This is a genomic window from Psychrobacter sp. A3, from assembly GCF_028823565.1.
Lineage (GTDB): Bacteria > Pseudomonadota > Gammaproteobacteria > Pseudomonadales > Moraxellaceae > Psychrobacter > Psychrobacter celer.
In genome coordinates this window covers 59,711-78,964 of record NZ_JAPEHS010000004.1, presented here as the reverse complement: position 1 = coordinate 78,964, position 19,254 = coordinate 59,711, and the positions used below count along the sequence as shown (strand labels likewise).

Here is a 19,254-nt window from a genome sequence, read left to right as displayed (position 1 = left end):
TTGATACTAGCAGCGATGGCTTTGGCTTCTTTTAGGGCCAATGCTGTGGCTTTTTGGCGACGTAGTATCTGCGTAATTTTTGGCGTCGCCGCTGACAAAGACAAGGTTTTAGTAGGACGATAATTGCTCGGTTGTACCCACACCTTGCTGTTACCTACTTCGATACCTGCGGTTACTGCCTGATCTTGAATGGTAAATTCATCAAAGGCTTGTTTGAGCACAGCTGGCTGTGACAGGACCGATTGGTTATTTTCTTTACGGTAGTCTTTTATGCGTTTTAGTGGGACGTTTTCTTGCTGAGCAATATCTTCGATACTAAAACCATCAGCCGCCAAATCATTAATGGCCGTGACTTTATCGGCATAAATCTCTTGACGCTTGTACTCTTTTGCTTTCGCCGTTAGCTCATCGCGCATGCTCTCCAGACTTGGCACCTTGCTACCATTATCTTCGGTCACTGTAAATATCTGATAGCCAAAGCTGGTTTTGATAGGTGCGGTGACATCCCCAACACTTAGGCCTTCAAGCGCTTTTTCGACCGCAGCAGCATCGCTACCAAACACCGAGGTATTCAGACGACCGATATCGCCGCCGTTCTCTGCTGACGGATCATCGGACTCGGCTTTGGCAAGCGCGGCAAACGACTCACCTTTGTCTAAACGTGCCTGAATTTTTTCAGCACGCGCCTTGGCGTTGTCACCTGTGAGGAGTATTTGGCTGATTCTACGCTCGTCTACCACCGCTTGGCTTTGCTTATACGCTTCATACTGCTGCTGCAGATCCGCTTCAGTGACCTCATCAACCTGAATGGCTTGCGGGTCTAGTTGAATATAAGCCAAATCCACCATCGCGGCACTTTTTAGTGTGTCTTTATTGGCATCATAATAAGCCTGAATATCGCTTTTGCTGACCTCGACTTGATCGGCATAGTCTTGCCAATTAAAGCGATGCAGCCAGATATTGCGCGACTCCATTTGCAAATCAATCAATTGACTGACCGCTTGCATCGGATAAATCGCAGTACCGACGATACTGGCATTGAGCTGATCGAGGCTTAACTGATTGCGAAACTCAGCAAACAGCTGGTTTTTTGTCATACCGCGATTGCGCAAAAAGGTTGCAAACTGCTCATTAGAAAAATTGCCGTCCGCATCTTTAAATGCTTCTTCTTGACGCAGCAAACGGTTGATGGTGTCATCAGAGACCGTCATCCCAAGCTTACCTGCCTGCTGCTCTAACAATGTGCGATCTATAAGGCCTTTTAGCACCTGCTCGTGTAGCACATCTTCATTTAAAAGGCTGGCATCATCAACTTGCTCTAAGATTTCGGTACGACGGTTATTTACCGCAGCTTGATACTCAGACAGCCCCACACTTGCCTCACCCACCTGAGCGACTTGGTTTGGGTCGACACTACCGCCAAAGTAGCTTTCGACACCCAATAGCGCAAGCGGTGACAGGCATAAAATCAATAAAATGCGACCTGGCCAGCTTTTTAAAAAATCGCGCAATTTATCCATAGTTATCTCTGCTTTATTAACCTATGTTGATGAAAAACCATTGTAATATTATGCCTATCGACGCTATGGTAACGATACTATCTAAGCCGGCAATGGTATGAGTAAGGGCGTGTGCGTTTTAGTACAAAACCAAGAGATATCAATCAATCTTGATTTAGACAATGCATCTACAGCGCGCCCTATGATACGTGATTTTTAAGACAGACTCAAAATATTCATGATGTCTGATACAAACTATCGCAATAAAAAAAGCACCTAAATATTAGGTGCTTTTTGCTATTTGGCTCATGGCTTAAATAATAAGCAAATCCATGAGCGACCTTCTATCTTTTTACGGCCTACAGACACTGCATTTATACGTATCTTGTATCCAATTTTAGTCTCTGCCTAATAGGTGGCCGTAGTTTTATAGTGGTCTATACCTCATATAGTCTTAAAAAATACTATCTTAACAAAGGCTTAGTTTAAGCGCTCTTTTAAGTTCTTACCAGCTTTAAAGCTTGGTACTTTGCTTGCTGGGATATTTAGCTCTTCACCAGTCTTAGGGTTACGGCCAGTACGTGCTTTGCGGTCTTTTACGCTAAAAGTACCAAAACCAACCAAAGAGATGCTGTCGCCAGCTTCTAAAGCTTCACCAACACTTTCCATGACAGCGTTTAGTGCATCGCCAGCTTGGGTTTTGTTCAGACCACTTTTTTCTGCGATGCTATCAATCAATTCTGACTTATTCATAAAATTTCCTTCAAGTTTAATGGGGATAATACACGCTCACGCCAGGTATTGTAACGCTCTCATAGCACTTAAGCAATAAAAACTACCTGACTTGCGTATTAACAGGTTTCGCTTTGTTATCGTCTTTATATCAAGGCCGCATAAGGAGCGCAAGCGATTTTACATATTTTTGTGCCGCTTACTACGTATTTGACACTCAATGTTACGCAAAACCCCTGCAATTTTTTATCAACTCACTACTTTACCTTAGACAGCTTGACTACCCACTGTTTTGTCCAGTAAATTGCTCTCACTATAGTATTTAAATCTATCCTTAGCTTAAAAATACTAATGAGTCATCAACAATCCACTACTGACTCTAAGACAACAGGCAGCCAAAGCCGAAAATAGCACAAAAAATATCGACTTATCAATACACTTGACACAAAGGTTACCAAGAGTCAGAAACTTACGTTACTTTTTATTATAAAGACGTTACTATAAGCAAAATATAATCGCATATTTTGGGTGTATCTTGATTTTTAAATTGTTTTTTATTGATCAAATCCTCATTTTACGACACGTTACTAAAATAACCACGGATTATCTACATGAAGCGTTCTACGTTATCTCACTCTTTTCTCAATATCTTTTTGGTGTTCATCGAGTCAGCATTGACCTTACTGTTACGCCTAGATCCTGAATTACGTAAAGCAGCTTATCCTTTAGCCAAGCAAGGTACTGTCGTCGCGCTGCGCTTGTACCTTCCCCATGTAGAAGTTTTTGCCACCTTTAGTACCAAAGGCGTATTATTAGACGCGCAACTGCCGATAGGCCGTAGTGAGCCTGATGTCGTCATCAATGCCTACAGTATCCAAGTCATCAACGCCATCACCACTCACGATAGCGAAAGCACCGAAAAGCTACAAATGCGCGGGGAGTCAGTGCAAGTACAGTTGGTCAAGCAATTTATCATGCAATTGGGTCTAGGCAGCCTCATCCAAGGACTGGTGAAAAAGTTCAAAGGCGGTAAAGGCAAATCTAAGCCCACTGAAGCGGAGATGGCAGAAAAAAAGGAAAGCTACAAACTACGTATCAAAGAGCAACAAACGCAAATCAACACCTTAACCATCAAAAACCGCGAGCTTGAAACCACGGTCAAAGAGCTACAAAGCAAACAAAAAACACTGACGATTGTGACTGTCGTCGCCCTGCTTGTCATGATTGGCGCGATTATCGCATTATTAATAAATTAAACGAGCCCCCTAAACGAAGCAATAAAATCGACAGGTATCATTGAGAAGTCTATTAGTCGCTTTATGGTGGCGTCTTTAACAGGCTACTGACCAGTCATCAAACAGTAGGGTGCCATATCAAAAATACAGCCTAGATATCTATTGCTGACCAGTCATCAAACAGTAGGGTGCCATATCAAAAATACAGCCTAGATATCTATTGCTGTCACCCTACCTTTTCCTACCTTGCCTTTTATCAAGTATCGTTAATCCTAAACCAAAAAAAACGCAGCTATTAAGCCGCATGCGACTGGTATCAACTTTTCTTGCGCGCTGCTTACTTTTGAAGCTTTACGGCATTTATACCTATAACACTGGATTTGTTTTGTTTTATAGTGCACCCACTATATCTTTACTCCTCATTTGTTTTTACTCTTGATTATTATCCATCATTGCTTTTATGCATCATTGTTTTTATCAATCATAGCTATCAGCTTGATTAACCATTGAACCATACTTTAATCTTGACTAAATTACTCAGGATTAAGTATAATTGGCTTAATCGTTGCACACATCGGGTTGACCATCTGTTGTTTAACGACGATAAGACACCACTTAGCAGATGACTTTTATTTGAGCATGGCAGAGGTTTTGCCTTTTTTATCTTTCGCTTTGGTAGAGAGTCTCTTACTAAGATCGTTGTTAAATAAAAATGATATATAAGTTTGGAGATAACACATGCGTTTGACTACTCGAGGCAGATACGCCGTGACCGCGTTGCTAGATTTGGCGCTACAAACCAGCCAACAAGACAGTGCGGTATCCTTATCTGATATCGCTAAACGGCAATCAATATCTATCTCTTATCTCGAACAGTTATTTTCCAAACTACGCAAAGGTGGGCTTGTCACCAGTATACGTGGTGCCGCTGGTGGTTATTACTTGGCCAAACCGCTAAACGAGATAGATGTGATGAGCATCATATCTGCGGTCGATGAGTCGGTTAATGCGATGCAGTGTGAAGGACGTGGCGACTGCCAAGGTGGTACAATGTGCCTAACCCATGATCTATGGTGTGCATTGTCCAATCATATCGAGCAGTACTTGAAAAACATAACATTAGCGCAATTATTAGATATGGAAAATGTGCAGTCCGTCTCAGAGCGACAGCACACCTCCACCAAAGAAGTTTCTATAAAAGACATTAATACCATTACCCTATCGAATAGCGAGGCAAACCCAGCATGAGCCAACATAACAACCTTATATATTTAGATTATGCCGCCACCACGCCAGTTGCTAAATCAGTAGCTGCCAAGATGAGCGAGTATCTGACTGTAGATGGCATCTTTGGTAACCCAGCCTCGCGCTCGCACGGCTACGGCTGGCAAGCAGAAGAAGCCGTAGAAACCGCGCGTCAGCAAGTAGCTGAAGTCATCAACGCTGATCCGCGTGAAATCGTCTTTACCTCTGGTGCGACTGAATCCGACAACCTTGCCATCAAAGGCGCAGCGCATTTTTATCAATCGCGCGGCAAGCACATCATTACCAGTAAAATTGAGCACAAAGCAGTTTTAGATACCTGCCGTGAGCTTGAGCAAGAAGGTTTTGAGATTACTTACTTAGAGCCACAAGCCGGTACGGGTCTTATTTTGCCAGAGCAAGTAAAAGACGCATTACGTGACGATACGATTTTGGTATCACTGATGATGGTAAACAATGAGCTTGGTACCATCACCGATGTCGCAGCGATTGGTGAAATCACTCGTGACGCTGGCGTGGTTTTCCATGTCGATGGCGCGCAGTCTGTCGGTAAAGTAAAAATCAATCTTGAAGAAATGAAAATTGATTTGATGAGTTTCTCAGGACACAAAGTCTATGGCCCTAAAGGGATTGGTGCATTGTTTGTCCGCCGTAAGCCGCGCATTCGCCTAAAAGCTGAGCAGCATGGTGGTGGTCATGAGCGTGGTATGCGCTCAGGTACATTACCGACGCATCAAATTGTAGGTTTAGGAGCGGCATTTGCCCTAGCCAATGAGCGCTTTGAAGAGGATCATGCTCACGTTGCCAAGCTCCGCCAAAAACTATGGGATGGCCTGCAAGACATCGAAGAGATCTACCTAAATGGTGATCTTGAGAATAGCGTGCCAAACATTGTAAACATTAGCTTTAACTTTGTTGAAGGCGAGTCATTGATGATGTCGCTAAAAGACTTAGCTGTTTCATCAGGCTCGGCCTGTACGTCTGCGACGCTTGAGCCATCATATGTATTACGTGCTATTGGTCGTCCAGATGAGTTGGCTCACAGCTCAATCCGCTTTAGCTTTGGCCGTTATACTACCGAAGAAGACATCGACCGTGTCATCAAACAAATGCACGAAGCGGTTGAGAAACTGCGCGCCCTATCACCACTTTGGGATATGTATCAAGAAGGTGTGGACTTAGATTCAGTGGAATGGGCTGAGCACTAACATTTACCAAACAAATCGCCTTTATGGGCTTTGTTTTAAATATTTATAAAACGATTGATCAGACAATTACAGTAAGCGTTTGACCCCAATTATCGATGAGCGACGGATACATAGTAAACAATCTATCGCTCATCCCCTAACTAGGAGAAAACCCTATGGCCTATAGTGACCAAGTTATTGATCATTACGAAAACCCACGCAACGTCGGCAATCTTGACAAAAACGCCAAAAACGTTGGTACCGGTATGGTCGGTGCCCCAGCGTGTGGCGATGTGATGCGCCTACAGATCCAAGTAGATGATAACGGTATCATCGAAGATGCACGTTTTAAAACTTACGGCTGCGGCTCAGCGATTGCCTCAAGCTCGCTTGTCACCGAGTGGCTAAAAGGCAAAAGCTTGGACCAAGCTGGCGAGATTAAAAATATGGACATCGCTGAAGAGTTGGCTTTGCCACCTGTAAAAGTGCATTGCTCTGTACTCGCAGAAGACGCCATTAAAGCCGCTATTAGCGACTATAAAGGCAAGCATGGTACCGCTGAAGAAGCAACCAGCTAAACTTATTGGCCGTATGCATTGTTTTATTAGCAAGGCGTCAGTAGAGCTCTAATGGATTGCTACTGACACCATAAAGGTGACAATAACGCTACTGTAATTGTCACCTTTTATTTTCTAACTGGCGCAAACACATAATTCTGGTAGATTTGCTACTAGTCTCATATTCGTTATTAATAGCCGTCATTGATTTTATGGTCGATGACATCATATTGAAAGATATCTTTATTATTGATAGTCAATGGGAGTTGGCATGATTGAAATGACAGAACGCGCCGCCCAGCATGTTCGAGAGTTTTTGGACAATCGCGGCAAAGGCGAAGGTATCCGTGTGGGCATTCGTACCGCAGGCTGTTCAGGCTTGGCCTATGTCTTGGAGTTTGTAGACACCCCTGATGACAATGACACACGTTATGAAAGCCGCGGTGTGAGCATCTTTATCGATCCGAAAAGCTTGGTCTATTTAGACGGCTTATTGATGGATTATGAAAAAGAAGGCTTGAACGAAGGCTTTAAGTTCACCAACCCCAACCAAAAAGGCGAATGTGGTTGCGGTGAATCGTTTACTGTTTAAAGCTGCCCACCCTTAGCCATTGGCCATCATTATGACTGAGGCCTACTGGCCTTTAAGCATGTTGTATTTTGATAAAAAATGTCGTTTGCAACATTTCTATTATTCAGTTGGTAGGCTATACATCACCCTATCTGGCGCTTAATAGCCCACTGAATATGATAAGCACTGGTATCTCAGACACTTTATAATAAATAAAAGCAAGGCGTATGATATGACAGACATCACCGCAGAAGCACAGTTTGATAACTTTTTTGCTCTATTTGAGCAGCCCGCTCAGTTTGAGATTGATCAGGCCCGTCTGGATCAGCAGTTACGTCTATTACAAAAACGCTATCACCCTGACAATCTGATGGTAGATAGCACAAAAGACGTGACGAGTGCGACGGAGGCCAAACAGCAATCAGAGCAAGCTTCAGCACTGATAAATCAAGCATACCAAACCTTAAGGGCTCCTGATAGCCGCGCCGGCTACCTATTAGAGATGGCAAATCAGGCTCATAATCTTGAGCACTCAATTGCCGATTTAGATTTTTTAGAAGACGCCATGCAGATGCGTATCGATCTAGATGAAGCGATCGAAGATAAGGATCGGACAACGCTTGCGCAGCTACAACCCCAGATTACCACTCGTCTGAGCAAACAGTCTGAGCGCTTTAGCAGTGCCTATCAAAAGCAAGACTGGCAGACCGCGATTGATGCCACCCAAAAGCTTAAGTTTTTGGTAAAACTCAATGCCGATGTGACGACTGGTCTCGATGAAGTCGCCAGTGCTGAGCACTCTGATGACGATGATTTATATGTTTAGGGTGTCTATCTGATGACGATGATTTATATGTTTAGGGTGTCTAGATAAACATACCTTCAATATGTAAATTTAAAGATTGATATTTATCATCATTCGTCAGCGCAATTCGTCATCATAATTGCACCATTTCCTTTATTTATTTTATCTTTGAGTGATTTTATGTCTTTATTGCAAATTGCCGAACCCAATCAAAGTGCCCAACCTCATCAGCATCGTTTTGGTCTAGGTATCGACCTTGGCACCACACGCTCACTGGTCGCAGTCGTACGCTCAGGCAAAGCGCAAGTCTTAGAGGCAGGCGCTGACAACGATACGTTGATGCCCTCTGTCGTCTACTACCCCAGCACTGGCAAACCCATGGTAGGATATGATGCCTTAGCGCATTTGGCCGATGACCCAAAAAACACCATCGTATCTGCCAAGCGCTTTATGGGTCGTAGTCAAGCGGATATTAAGTTCTCTCATCCTTATGAGTTAAGTGGTAATGCAGACGACATGCCAGCTTTTGTCACCGCCCAAGGTAAGGTATCCCCTGTCGAAGTCTCAGCACGTATCCTAGCCGCCCTCGAGCAGCGCGCCGCAAGCGCATTACCTGCCGACAGCATCGAAGGGGCGGTGATCACTGTTCCCGCTTATTTTGATGAGGCGCAGCGCCAAGCGACCAAGGATGCCGCACAGGCTGCTGGTATCAATGTGCTACGTCTGTTAAATGAGCCCACGGCAGCCGCTGTCGCCTACGGCCTTGATAAGCCTACTCAAGATAACACGCAAAGCCATTACTTAATTTATGATTTGGGCGGCGGTACCTTTGATGTCTCTATCTTAAAGCTCACTGATGGGGTTTTTGAAGTCTTAGCAACTGGCGGCAACAGTGCGTTAGGCGGTGATGATATCGACCGCTTGCTGACCAACTGGTTGATCAAACAATTAGGTATCGACCCAAAAGACGTCAGTCGGCACGACAAGTCAATCCTTGCCCAGCAAGCCAAAGCATATAAGCAAGCTTTGACGGACGCCGAGCAGGTCGCTATCGACATTACGGTCAACGACCACTCTTATCAAGGCACCTTACGCCGTGACGATTTGTTGACCATTGCCGATCCTGTCAATCGCCGTACGCTTAGCGTCTGCGAGCAGGTATTACGCGATGCCAAGCTATCTATTGACGATTTAGATGAAGTCATCTTGGTGGGCGGCTCAACCCGTATGCCAGCTGTGCAACAAGTGGTGAACACGTTTTTTGGCAAGCAGCCACTTTGCCGCTTAAACCCAGATGAAGTCGTCGCTCTAGGAGCTGCACAAACAGCGCATCAGCTGGTCAATGGCGATAGCGACAATTCACTTTTGTTATTAGATGTCACTCCTTTGTCACTCGGTCTTGAGACCATGGGCGGCCTAGTTGAGGTACTTATCCCACGTAATACCCCTATCCCTGTCAAAAAACGCCAAGTATTTACCACCTATCAGGACGGTCAGACAGGCATGGTGATTCATGTGGTTCAAGGCGAGCGCGAAACTGTCGAAAACTGCCGTTCGCTTGGACGTTTTGAATTATATGGTATCCCGCCGATGAAAGCAGGCTTTGCCCGTATCGAGGTCACCTTTAGCATTGATGCCAATGGTCAATTGACAGTCAGCGCGCAAGAAACCACCACCAAGACAGAAAGCAAAATTGAGATTGTGCCTTCTTATGGCTTGTCAGATGAGCAAAAAGAACAATTGCTTATGGCGGGGTTTGAGCACGCTGAAGAAGATAAAAATGCACGCTCTTTAATCGAGACCAAAGTAGAAGCAGAACGCGAAGTATTGGCGCTACAGTCTGCGCTGCAAGAGTTCGCAGCCTTATTGACCTCTGATGAACAGCAAGCTCTAACGCAGCAAACACAAGCACTACAAACGGCACTAAGCACCGATGATCTCACTCTCATTGAAGCCGAACAAGCCAAGCTCAAACCGCATAGCGATGCATTTGCTGCTCGTATTATGAATCAAAGCGTCAAGGCCAGCATGGCAGGTACCAGCGCTCAAGATTGGTAAAAACGCGTATAGAATTTATCTAGATACGGCTTAGCCATAATAGATGTGATGACGTGTAACAGACCTGATATATTTTTGAGTTTTTATTTTTTAATTGATTAGCACCGGACAGATAATTTATGCCAAAGATTACCGTATTACCTCATCATGAGATTTGCCCCGAAGGCACTGAAGTCGAGCTAGAAGCTGGCCAGAACCTATGCAAAGCCCTACTAGAAAAAGGTATTAAGATAGAGCACGCGTGTGAGATGTCAAAAGCCTGTACCACCTGTCATGTGGTGGTGCGTAAAGGATTTAATAGCCTAGATGAGATGGACGATATCGAAGCGGATCTTTTAGACCGTGCTTGGGGGCTGGAGCCAGACTCACGTTTGTCTTGTCAGGTGATGCTAGAAGACGACGACTTGACCATCGAGATTCCCAAATACACGCTCAACCATGCTAAAGAAAACCACTGATAACATACCGCTAATAACATACCGCTAATAACATATAGTCAAAGCCATCATAAAACGCCAACGATGACTGCGTATCATGGTTGGCGTTTTTGTCTGCTCACGGACGAGCTGACATATTAAGTATGAAATGAAATATGGTCATACAGATGTCAAATCAGTAAAAGAGTCGCTATTGATCGTTATGACGCTGGCTCTCTGCTGCAATAGCATTTGCTACTTTTTCTTGCTCTTGTTCGATACGCTCGAGAGCGAGGTTTAGACGCTCTCGGATGTCTTGATAGTCTTGATCTTTCATGTCTTTGAAATTTAGATGCAAATTAAATCCTGGTAACGTATGGTCCACCCATTTTGATAGCTGACCTTTATTGGCATCAGGATCGAGGACTTGCCAAGCATTGACTTTTTCGTCGAAGCCTTTTAGCTGAAACGCACCTGCATGCTGACATTCATAATTGTGGCAAACATAATCATAAGTACTTTCGCTGACGAGTATCTCATCTTTGCCCGCGCTACTCTCCAGCCGCGCCGCGAGATTGGCCTCTTTGCCAATCAATGTATAGCTCAAGCGATTATTGCTACCAAAGTTGCCGACATGACAATAGCCTGTCGTGATACCAACGCGTATATACAGCCCTGCAAAACCCATTAGCCGCCACTTATGCCTCAGGGTACGCATCTCACGGCGCATGTCTAGCGCCATTGCCACACAGTCAAGCGCATCTTGACGCGCACCTTGACTGCTAGGCTCTCCAAAAAAACACACCATCCCATCGCCGACGAACTTATCAAGCACAGCGCCATGCTTATTGGCGATGACCGTCATGCAGTGCATATAGGTATTTAAAATATCTGCCAGATTGTCCGAGCTTAGACTATCAGATAGCTCTGTAAAACCCACAATGTCCGAAAACATAATCGTCAGCTTAGCACGTTTGTTTGACACGCTAACAGGCGCATCTGTTTTTACAATTGGCTCCCAAATCTGCGGTGTCACAAAACGGGTCAGCTTATTGATGACTGAAACCATGGTACTCAAACGCCCTACCGCTTGCTGCGCACGCTGTTGGTGATCCATGTACTTTTGATACACATAGCGAAACTGACACAGCATCACCGCCATACTGGACAGTAGCACCACTGGCGTCAGCCAACTGTCATGGCAGTCCATCTGCGTGCTGTTTAAAATCACGCTGACATAATAAAAAACAATCACAGTCACTATCGAGACAATGACCAGTCTAATTTGGTTTTCAGGACTACTAATAATAATACGTAGCGCAATCAAAGCTGCCAGACTGATCGACATGACCGTGCACAGCTGTATCGAACCTATGACTGCAGACAGCAAAATAATGACGATATTGGAGGTCCAAAAACTGGTCTGACGGCGATAGTTATATATCAAAATCAGCAAGCTTGGCAGGCTAACGACGATCAGCAGTGCCATCGAGGTAGCACTAAAGTCAAAATGCAGGGCAAGAAGCACAACCGTTAGGATCAAGACAAACACTTCTGGATAGTCGAATCGATAGATACCATTCGTCTGCGATGAAAATTTCGGTCTCAACGTATCTAAAAGAAGCATATGAAGTGTTCGCTTAATAAAGCAGACGATCGATAAATATTAGGAAAAGGAAGATAGCACAATGACAGTTAATGTCGTTATGAGCATACTATTTTCAAAACCCAAGCAACAGGCAGACAAACCCTTAGCCGTCTACCACAACTCGCCAGCACCGATGACACTTTAGGTTTGGTATAAGGCAAGCTGAAAGACTATTATACGTTTTCATTTTTATAAAACCTACGTTACTGATACGCAAAACCCTACCGTTGGTCACTTAATGAGCAGGCCATAATAAGCAAGTTTATAGCCTTACTTGGTACTTGGCTGTCTTACTGCACCCTAAAGCTGCTTGAGGCACCAGAGTAAGGCTTAATCTTGCCTGTCCAGCCGCTTTTCCAGTCGCCAGCATGGGTCAGTCGATATTTCCCTGCTGGCGTATCGGCACTGATGCGCCAATCGATAATCGCTTTGCTATAGGCCGCTCCTTCTCGTTGCCACGTGTAGGTGGTCTCAAAGTCACGGTCGCTCAGATAGTCCTCCCATTGACCATCTTGGTAACGCTGCACCTTAAGAAAGCTGTCTTCGGCACGTAGGTTGTTTTTGGGGTGCGCTGCGCGAAATACCGCCGTAGCGACTTCCCCGCTTTGGTAACTAGGGTTTGGCTGCGTAAGTACTTGCCCCCAGCGTTGATGTATGGGTTTGTCATCGAATACCACACTTGGACGCTCATGAAATGCCTTGTGTGAGCGATCAGGTGGTGCGGCACTATCAGGCACGTCTGTACCGGTGCGTAGCGCTTTGGCTAACTGGCTATACTCCTGTATGTACGCCGCCGTTTGATAAGGGCCATACTCCGTAGAGGCACCTTCATAATGCTGGGCGGCAAACTCCTCACGTGTACTCAAATAGCCGCTATAGTTATTGGCCAAGCCATTGACAATGACGGTATCGACCCCTGCGTCTTTTAACTGGGCGAGTACAGCGGCTCGTATCCGCCGCCCCGCCATGGTGGTCGGCTCGCCAGGAATAGCCACAATAGCGATATTGCCGATACGCATAAGCTGGACAGGCTGCTCAGTATTTATCCAGCCCCACTTGCCAGTTGGCAATAGCACTTGTTTTTCTGCCTGACAGTCGTCTTGATTGACAGTTGAGACGATACCAAAGGCGCCGCGTGTCAAACTGGCCAAAAGCGACTGATCGACTTTATTGATATCATCATTGATCCGAAAGCTCGCGCGCGTCATGCCTTCGTATATGCCAGGGATATTTGATGGCCCGTTTTCGCCGCCTGCAGCAAAAGAATAACCTCGGGCAGGCGTACATAAGACTTTATTACCCGCACCACTGGTGAACCTGCTCTCGACCTGATAGCCTTTTAGATCAACCCAGCGCGCGCGGACATCCACCGGCCCCGCGACAGGGACACCTTGATGCCATAGTTCAGCAGCCTTATCAAGCTGCAGCTGCCCATCGCGTCGGACGTTTTCCCACTCGTTATCACTGCCTTGAAAGCCGGGTTTTGAGTTGGCATTACCGCCTGCCGCCAATACGTCCCCTTCATCAGCATTGGCAAAGGCCGCGACAAAAGGTCTATCCGCGTTGTTATTAAACAGCTTTTCGGCGCCAAGCTGAGCATAGCCCTTGTTGTCAGCACTTAGATGCATAAACTGATTGCTAAAGCTGGTCGGGTGCAGGGCAAACCAATTGATCAGTCCCATCGGTGTGCCATCGGCAGCATCTAGGCGCAGCTGAGTCATGGTTTCATTGACATTACTATCAAACTCTTGCGCATCGACATTGTTGTTATACGCAATCTGTGAGCGGTTAACAGTCACCCCTTTTAGTTCGCCTTGTGCCACAGACAACGTCCCTGGCGTCAATGATTCATGAGCGCGTTTGATCGAAGTGACTATTCCGCCGACGATAGCGTTGAAGTTTTGCTGACTATAGCCCGCTAGTGTGTCGTCCGTGCTGGCGATTTGATACAGCTGCTGGTGCGAATAGCCAGCATTTCCCACGTGAGTATGCGTGGCGGCAAGCATTACGTTATCGTCGTTATACAAGTCGCCAAAATCTGCTTGTAAGCGTTTGATGACCTCAAGCTTGACCGCGGTAAACATCGCGCCCATATCCGCTGAGACATAGACAACTCGGTTGCCTGCATTGCTATCCGCTTCGCCGACAATAAAAGCATGAGAATATAGACGATCATTGATACCCTGCACCACCTGACCTGCAGCATAGCCAAACATGCCCGTTTCGGCCGCAGCTCCTGTGATATCGGCTTTACCAGTACCGACAAGGTAACGGGGCGCGACCGATTTAGCAGCAGCGCTGGCGCTAAAGTTTGATGTAATAGAGCGATTAGATGGGTCGACATCAGTCGTGATGGTTTGTGTCGCAGCAGGCGACATGGCGGTAGGCTCAGTAGAGTCTGTTCCACAGGCCGTCATACCCAGCAACGCGGTACAAATCGAGAGAAACAACATAGTAGGTCGTCGTGACGAGGGTAGTGAGATAGAGGAAGTAGCCATTTGTTGTCCTTAACATAGAGTGAAACTTTAAATCAAACAATCCTGATTTAAAATTGAAGGTCTCAGCACTTCGCACCGCACCTCATCTACTCTGATGTGACGCAGCAAAGACACTGAGCTGACAAGCTGGCTATATCCATTTAGCCAACTTACACTCTAATATAACAACTGACAGACAAATGTAAAATATTTTCGTAAAGCCGTACAATAAACTCATTAACACAGAGAGCTATGCTTACAGACAAACGCTCACGCCTATGCGTATTTAACCGTTTATTACCAAAGGCTTATTGCTAAAAGACCTATTGCATCTGCCAATCAAACGGCATTTGATGATGACCACGCAGCGCCATCATCAAAGTTTGCTGCATCTGCGCCAGTACTTCTTTGGTGTAAGGTACAGCAGGGACGCCCCACACTGGGTTGGGCCACTGCATATCGTTTTGATAACGAACGATATGATGAAAATGAAGCTGCGGTACTTGATTGCCCAGCGCAGCCACGTTCATCTTGTCAGCCTGAAAAGTCTTGGCAAGTTGGCTTGACAACCAGCTCGACTCACGCAAAAACTGCGCTTGGTCGGCCTCAGACAGCTCATACAATTCTTTGATACCAGAGACACGTGGCACCAATATCAACCAAGGAAACTGACAATCATTGATTAAACGGCAGGTCGATAATGGGAAATCTCCCACCAAAAAACTGTCGGCTGCAAGTTTATGATGAAGTTGGAACATAATGACGGTTCTCTTGTTATGAAGGGGATAACGCTTAAATACTAAAAAAAAGGGTGACCAAGACCTATCGGATGCTATAGGCCATAGAGCAGACACAGAGTATCTGCTATTTTATCAGTTATCCAGTAGATAAAATAGCGCCTTAATAGATTGGCTACTGTTTTACTGTGCTGCTACCTAGTAGATGATGGGGCGCTTGATACGATGACTGGCGTCACTCAAAGCGCTAAGCGAGCTCTGCCACCATATGCTCGCTAAAGTAGCGCAGCAACTCCTCAAGCACGGTCACGCGTTGCTGCGGCGTGGCCAGCTTATTGGCATCTTGATAGCGAATGCCAGAGGCGCCATTCATCCGGTAGCGCTGTCCATCTTTTTGAATAAGCTGGATAATTGCCAAGGCGTCAACTGGCGTATCAGGAGCAAACTCTAACGTCATGCTGTTACTATTGGCATCGATTTTGTTGATCTTCAATGGCTCGGCCTGTATACGCAGTCTATGGATGGCAAATAAATGCTTGGTCTGGTCTGGCAGTGTGCCAAAACGATCAATCATCTCGGTACGGATATCAGTGAGCGCCTCAAAATCATCAGCATTACTGATGCGCTTATAAAATAGCAAACGCTGATGCACATCATGCAAGTATTCTTCTGGTATCAGCGCTGAGCTATGCAGATTGATCTCACTGGTAAGTGACAATGGGGTATTCAAATCAGGCTCTTTACCCGCCTTGATGGCCTTTGTCGCACGCTCTAGCATATCCATATACAAGCTAAAGCCAATGGCTTGCATGTTACCGCTTTGCTGCTTGCCCAGTATCTCACCTGCCCCGCGAATCTCCAAATCCTCACTCGCCAGCATAAAGCCTGCACCCAATGTATTGGCGCGTTCAATGGCGTGCAGACGGCGCTTGGCATCGCCTTTTAAGCCTTTGATAGATGGCACGAGCAAGTAGCAATACGCCTGGTGATGACTACGACCTACGCGGCCTCGCAACTGATGCAGCTGCGCCAAACCAAACTTATCCGCGCGCTCAATAATGATGGTATTGGCATTTGGTACGTCGATACCGGTCTCGATGATGGTCGAACACACCAGCACATTGAACTTTTTATGATAAAACTGCTCCATAATCTGCTCAAGCTGGCGCTCTTGCATCTGCCCATGCGCGACCCCCACTCTAGCCTCGGGCACCAGCTCACGTATCGTCTCTGCCATGCGCTCAATGCTCGCCACATCATTATGCAGCAAGTAGACTTGCCCGCCGCGTAATAGCTCACGCAAGATAGCCTCTTTCATCAAGGCATCGGTCTTTTGCATAACAAAGGTTTTGATCGCCAGACGACGAGCAGGCGGCGTGGCGATAATCGACATATCACGCATGCCAGATAGTGCCATATTAAGCGTACGCGGAATCGGCGTCGCTGTCATCGACATACTATCTACATCGGTCTGAAGGGCTTTGATACGCTCTTTATGGCGCACACCAAAGCGGTGCTCTTCATCAACAATCATCAGCCCCAAATTGGCAAACTTTACATCCGGCTGCAACAATTTGTGGGTACCAATGATGATATCCACCTTACCCGCGGCAAGGTCTGCCAATACCGTCTCTTGATGCTTTTTGCCACCAAAACGCGATAATGTCTCGATACGTACTGGCCAATCGGCAAAACGGTCGCGGAAGTTGTCTTCGTGCTGACCTGCCAGCAGCGTCGTTGGCACCAATACCGCCACTTGATAACCGGCACTAACCGCAATGAATGCCGCGCGCATCGCCACTTCTGTCTTGCCAAAACCCACATCACCGCAAATGAGGCGATCCATCGGCTGGTTTTGTCTCATGTCTTCCATCACCGCCTGGATAGCATTGGCCTGATCGGCGGTCTCTTCAAAGGCAAACTGACTGGCAAACAGCTCGTATTGTGAAGGATCAATCTTGAAGTGAATACCGACTTTGGCCTCACGCCTTGCTTGCATATTGAGCAGCTCGGCGGCGACATCGTGGATTTGCTCCAGCGCTTTTTGTTTGGCTTTATCCCACTTGCCACTACCTATTTTATGGAGTGGCGCAAGCGCGGGGTCACCGCCGCTGTAGCGACTGATCATTTGTAAATTGGCAACGGGTACATAAATACTGGCGTCGTCCGCGTATTTTAGATGAATAAATTCTTGCTCGCCATCGCCCACATCTAAAGTAATCAGCCCATTATAGCGACCGATACCATGCTCGATATGCACCACTGGACTGCCTTCGGTGATCTCTGTGACGCTTTTGACCAAAAACTCTTCTGACACCCCGCTTTGGCGGCGACGACGTGTTTGTAGCACTTGCCTACCAAACAGCTGAGTCTCACTGATCACCACCAAGCGCTCAGGAATATAAACCCCGCGCTCGATAGGCGCCACCGTCAGCCCTACCTGCGGCAAGTTATTATCATTAAGGGTTGTGACCTTATCAGCTGCCAAAAACGCTTCAAAGCTATCATACGCTTTGGTGTCTATCTTACCCTTAAACAGCTCTATCAAAATCTCACGGCGCCCTGCTGTTTCGGCAACGATCAGCACCGGCGTCGCTGTTTGTGCTTGCTGTAGCAAAAACTCTAGCAAATCGGCCAATGGTTCTGCTTTTTGGTGATTGACCGCCAGCTGCGGCGGTTGTTGCGCCGTGAGTGTGACCAACCCTTGCCGATTAGAGGCAGCCTGTGCGGTCGATGAGGCATCATTGTCTATCACCGCGCGCGTCTCATGCGCACTGATTATCACTCGCGGATAGTGGTTGAGATGCTCGTTTAAGGTATTTGATAATAAATATAACAATTCTGGCGCGACAATAGGTTTGTCGATATCGTGCCTGCGCTCTTCATAACGGCGCTGAATCTGCGACCAATAATCCGCTTGTGTTTCGTGGATTCGCTCATCGATGATAAACAGAGCGTCATCTGGCAAATAAGCAAACAAGCTGCTGTCAGCTTGCCAGTCATCCAAATCAAAAAACAATGGCTGATAGTACTCAAGCCCGCTACTGGCGATACCCGCCATCACATCTTTATGCAGCTCAGACTTGCGACTGCTGGTATTGGGAAACATTGCAGCAAAGTTGGTTCGAAACGTCTCGCGCCCTTCATCGAGCGGAAACTCTTTGGCAGGTAGTATCTGAAACTGCTGAATAGGTTTTGAGATATCAGGCAGTTTATGCAGTAGCGACAGTGACTCTTTGCCGATGCTACTGTCGTTACCACTCATCATGTTTTTTAGATCGTCGACGGTCAGCGTACGCTGCGTCTGCGGATTAAAAAAGCGAATGGTTTCGATTTCATCATCAAACAAGTCTAAACGTAGCGGAAATGGCTGCCCCATGGCAAAAATATCGACAATACTACCGCGTACCGCAAACTCGCCTGGCTCAAAGACGTTTTCAACCGCACGGTAGCCTGCCTTTGCAAGCAGCTCGCGCTGGGTATTGATATCAAATCGATCACCGACACTCAAATCAAAATGCTGCCCTATCAGCCAGCTTGGCGGGGCGACCCGATGCATGAGTGCCTGCACCGAGATGAGCAGCACACCTTTAGTGGGCATATCGGTCAATAGGTTGATACGCTCGCTGACGATGTCTTGATGCGGGGACAACTCATCGTAGGTCAGCGTCTCCCAATCAGGAAACACATAGGCATCGACGCCGCAAAACGCCAGCTCGGTTTCTATCTGATTGAGCTGGTTTTGATCGCGCGTTACCACTACTTTTAGACGCTCGGATACGTCCCATACCAACGCTTGCATCAAGCTTGCCAGCCATAGACTACTGACCGCACCATAAACAGGGGTCAGCCAGCGCCTCTCGGCATGAGTGATAGGAAACAACTGCTGGTTAATAGGGTCAAACGCGTCAGTCAAAGCAGTGATAGGCATAGAGGATAAGATCACAGTTAAGAGTCAGAAAGCTATTATACGAATATTTATGCAATTACCAAAATTTATGCCGTAACGGTTTGTCACTCAGCACATCACGCACAAAAACCTCGACGCTTAAGCCGAGATTTCATATGA

Annotated in this window: 14 protein-coding genes; 8 read left to right on the top strand and 6 right to left on the bottom strand. The window is 46.4% G+C overall.

All coding sequences use genetic code 11. The features are described from left to right. The coding region (locus NK638_RS01680) for a SurA N-terminal domain-containing protein (protein WP_274631671.1) at positions 1 to 1,520 on the bottom strand (1,520 nt) is incomplete at its 3' end. A 459-nt stretch (positions 1,521 to 1,979) separates the two neighbouring features. Further along, positions 1,980 to 2,252 carry an HU family DNA-binding protein gene (locus NK638_RS01675; protein ID WP_075100718.1) on the bottom strand — a complete coding sequence of 91 codons (273 nt, stop codon included), beginning with the start codon at positions 2,250 to 2,252 and terminating at the stop codon, positions 1,980 to 1,982. A gap of 590 nt (positions 2,253 to 2,842) precedes the next feature. Between NK638_RS01675 and NK638_RS01670 the strand changes: the two genes are divergently transcribed. From NK638_RS01670 to fdx, 8 genes are all read left to right on the top strand, one after another. Then, entirely contained in the window at positions 2,843 to 3,487 is a 645-nt protein-coding gene (locus tag NK638_RS01670; RefSeq protein ID WP_274631670.1) for a hypothetical protein, read from the top strand. A 717-nt stretch (positions 3,488 to 4,204) separates the two neighbouring features. Beyond that, positions 4,205 to 4,714 (top strand): Rrf2 family transcriptional regulator, encoded by a 510-nt coding sequence (locus tag NK638_RS01665; RefSeq protein ID WP_105243805.1) that lies wholly within the window; start codon positions 4,205 to 4,207, stop codon positions 4,712 to 4,714. Continuing rightward, entirely contained in the window at positions 4,711 to 5,937 is a 1,227-nt protein-coding gene (locus tag NK638_RS01660) for an IscS subfamily cysteine desulfurase (protein ID WP_105243806.1), read from the top strand. Before NK638_RS01665 ends, NK638_RS01660 begins: the two co-directional genes overlap by 4 nt. Before the next feature lie 155 nt (positions 5,938 to 6,092). Beyond that, on the top strand, positions 6,093 to 6,494 hold the full coding sequence (gene iscU, locus NK638_RS01655; protein WP_100749875.1) for a Fe-S cluster assembly scaffold IscU: 402 nt from the start codon (positions 6,093 to 6,095) through the stop codon (positions 6,492 to 6,494). Between the two features lie 250 nt (positions 6,495 to 6,744). Further along, on the top strand, positions 6,745 to 7,065 hold the full coding sequence (iscA, locus tag NK638_RS01650; RefSeq protein WP_075100713.1) for an iron-sulfur cluster assembly protein IscA: 321 nt from the start codon (positions 6,745 to 6,747) through the stop codon (positions 7,063 to 7,065). A 211-nt stretch (positions 7,066 to 7,276) separates the two neighbouring features. Continuing rightward, positions 7,277 to 7,870 carry a Fe-S protein assembly co-chaperone HscB gene (gene hscB / locus NK638_RS01645; RefSeq protein WP_274631669.1) on the top strand — a complete coding sequence of 198 codons (594 nt, stop codon included), beginning with the start codon at positions 7,277 to 7,279 and terminating at the stop codon, positions 7,868 to 7,870. Between the two features lie 159 nt (positions 7,871 to 8,029). Next, positions 8,030 to 9,907 carry a Fe-S protein assembly chaperone HscA gene (gene hscA, locus NK638_RS01640; RefSeq protein WP_274631668.1) on the top strand — a complete coding sequence of 626 codons (1,878 nt, stop codon included), beginning with the start codon at positions 8,030 to 8,032 and terminating at the stop codon, positions 9,905 to 9,907. A 119-nt stretch (positions 9,908 to 10,026) separates the two neighbouring features. Further along, positions 10,027 to 10,365 (top strand): ISC system 2Fe-2S type ferredoxin, encoded by a 339-nt coding sequence (gene fdx, locus NK638_RS01635; RefSeq protein ID WP_075100710.1) that lies wholly within the window; start codon positions 10,027 to 10,029, stop codon positions 10,363 to 10,365. A 169-nt stretch (positions 10,366 to 10,534) separates the two neighbouring features. On the opposite strand, the gene NK638_RS01630 is transcribed toward fdx, so the two are convergent. The 4 genes from NK638_RS01630 to mfd all read right to left on the bottom strand — a co-directional run bounded on the left by NK638_RS01630 (position 10,535) and on the right by mfd (position 19,116). Then, positions 10,535 to 11,950 (bottom strand): adenylate/guanylate cyclase domain-containing protein, encoded by a 1,416-nt coding sequence (locus tag NK638_RS01630; RefSeq protein ID WP_274631667.1) that lies wholly within the window; start codon positions 11,948 to 11,950, stop codon positions 10,535 to 10,537. 311 nt (positions 11,951 to 12,261) lie between these two features. After that, positions 12,262 to 14,469, bottom strand: coding sequence for a neutral/alkaline non-lysosomal ceramidase N-terminal domain-containing protein (locus NK638_RS01625; RefSeq protein ID WP_274631666.1), 2,208 nt, complete (start codon positions 14,467 to 14,469; stop codon positions 12,262 to 12,264). A gap of 302 nt (positions 14,470 to 14,771) precedes the next feature. Beyond that, complete coding sequence (locus NK638_RS01620; protein ID WP_075100708.1) at positions 14,772 to 15,206, bottom strand: HIT domain-containing protein; 435 nt, start codon at positions 15,204 to 15,206, stop codon at positions 14,772 to 14,774. A 226-nt stretch (positions 15,207 to 15,432) separates the two neighbouring features. Continuing rightward, positions 15,433 to 19,116, bottom strand: coding sequence for a transcription-repair coupling factor (gene mfd, locus NK638_RS01615; RefSeq protein WP_274631665.1), 3,684 nt, complete (start codon positions 19,114 to 19,116; stop codon positions 15,433 to 15,435). Positions 19,117 to 19,254 lie beyond the last annotated feature (138 nt).

What these genes read in the sequence shown, in the direction of transcription:
- NK638_RS01675 (WP_075100718.1), bottom strand. Translation starts at nt 2,252, where the DNA reads ATGAATAAGTCAGAATTGATTGATAGCATCGCAGAAAAAAGTGGTCTG.
- NK638_RS01670 (WP_274631670.1), top strand. Translation starts at nt 2,843, where the DNA reads ATGAAGCGTTCTACGTTATCTCACTCTTTTCTCAATATCTTTTTGGTG.
- NK638_RS01665 (WP_105243805.1), top strand. Translation starts at nt 4,205, where the DNA reads ATGCGTTTGACTACTCGAGGCAGATACGCCGTGACCGCGTTGCTAGAT.
- NK638_RS01660 (WP_105243806.1), top strand. Translation starts at nt 4,711, where the DNA reads ATGAGCCAACATAACAACCTTATATATTTAGATTATGCCGCCACCACG.
- iscU (WP_100749875.1), top strand. Translation starts at nt 6,093, where the DNA reads ATGGCCTATAGTGACCAAGTTATTGATCATTACGAAAACCCACGCAAC.
- iscA (WP_075100713.1), top strand. Translation starts at nt 6,745, where the DNA reads ATGATTGAAATGACAGAACGCGCCGCCCAGCATGTTCGAGAGTTTTTG.
- hscB (WP_274631669.1), top strand. Translation starts at nt 7,277, where the DNA reads ATGACAGACATCACCGCAGAAGCACAGTTTGATAACTTTTTTGCTCTA.
- hscA (WP_274631668.1), top strand. Translation starts at nt 8,030, where the DNA reads ATGTCTTTATTGCAAATTGCCGAACCCAATCAAAGTGCCCAACCTCAT.
- fdx (WP_075100710.1), top strand. Translation starts at nt 10,027, where the DNA reads ATGCCAAAGATTACCGTATTACCTCATCATGAGATTTGCCCCGAAGGC.
- NK638_RS01630 (WP_274631667.1), bottom strand. Translation starts at nt 11,950, where the DNA reads ATGCTTCTTTTAGATACGTTGAGACCGAAATTTTCATCGCAGACGAAT.
- NK638_RS01625 (WP_274631666.1), bottom strand. Translation starts at nt 14,469, where the DNA reads ATGGCTACTTCCTCTATCTCACTACCCTCGTCACGACGACCTACTATG.
- NK638_RS01620 (WP_075100708.1), bottom strand. Translation starts at nt 15,206, where the DNA reads ATGTTCCAACTTCATCATAAACTTGCAGCCGACAGTTTTTTGGTGGGA.
- mfd (WP_274631665.1), bottom strand. Translation starts at nt 19,116, where the DNA reads ATGCCTATCACTGCTTTGACTGACGCGTTTGACCCTATTAACCAGCAG.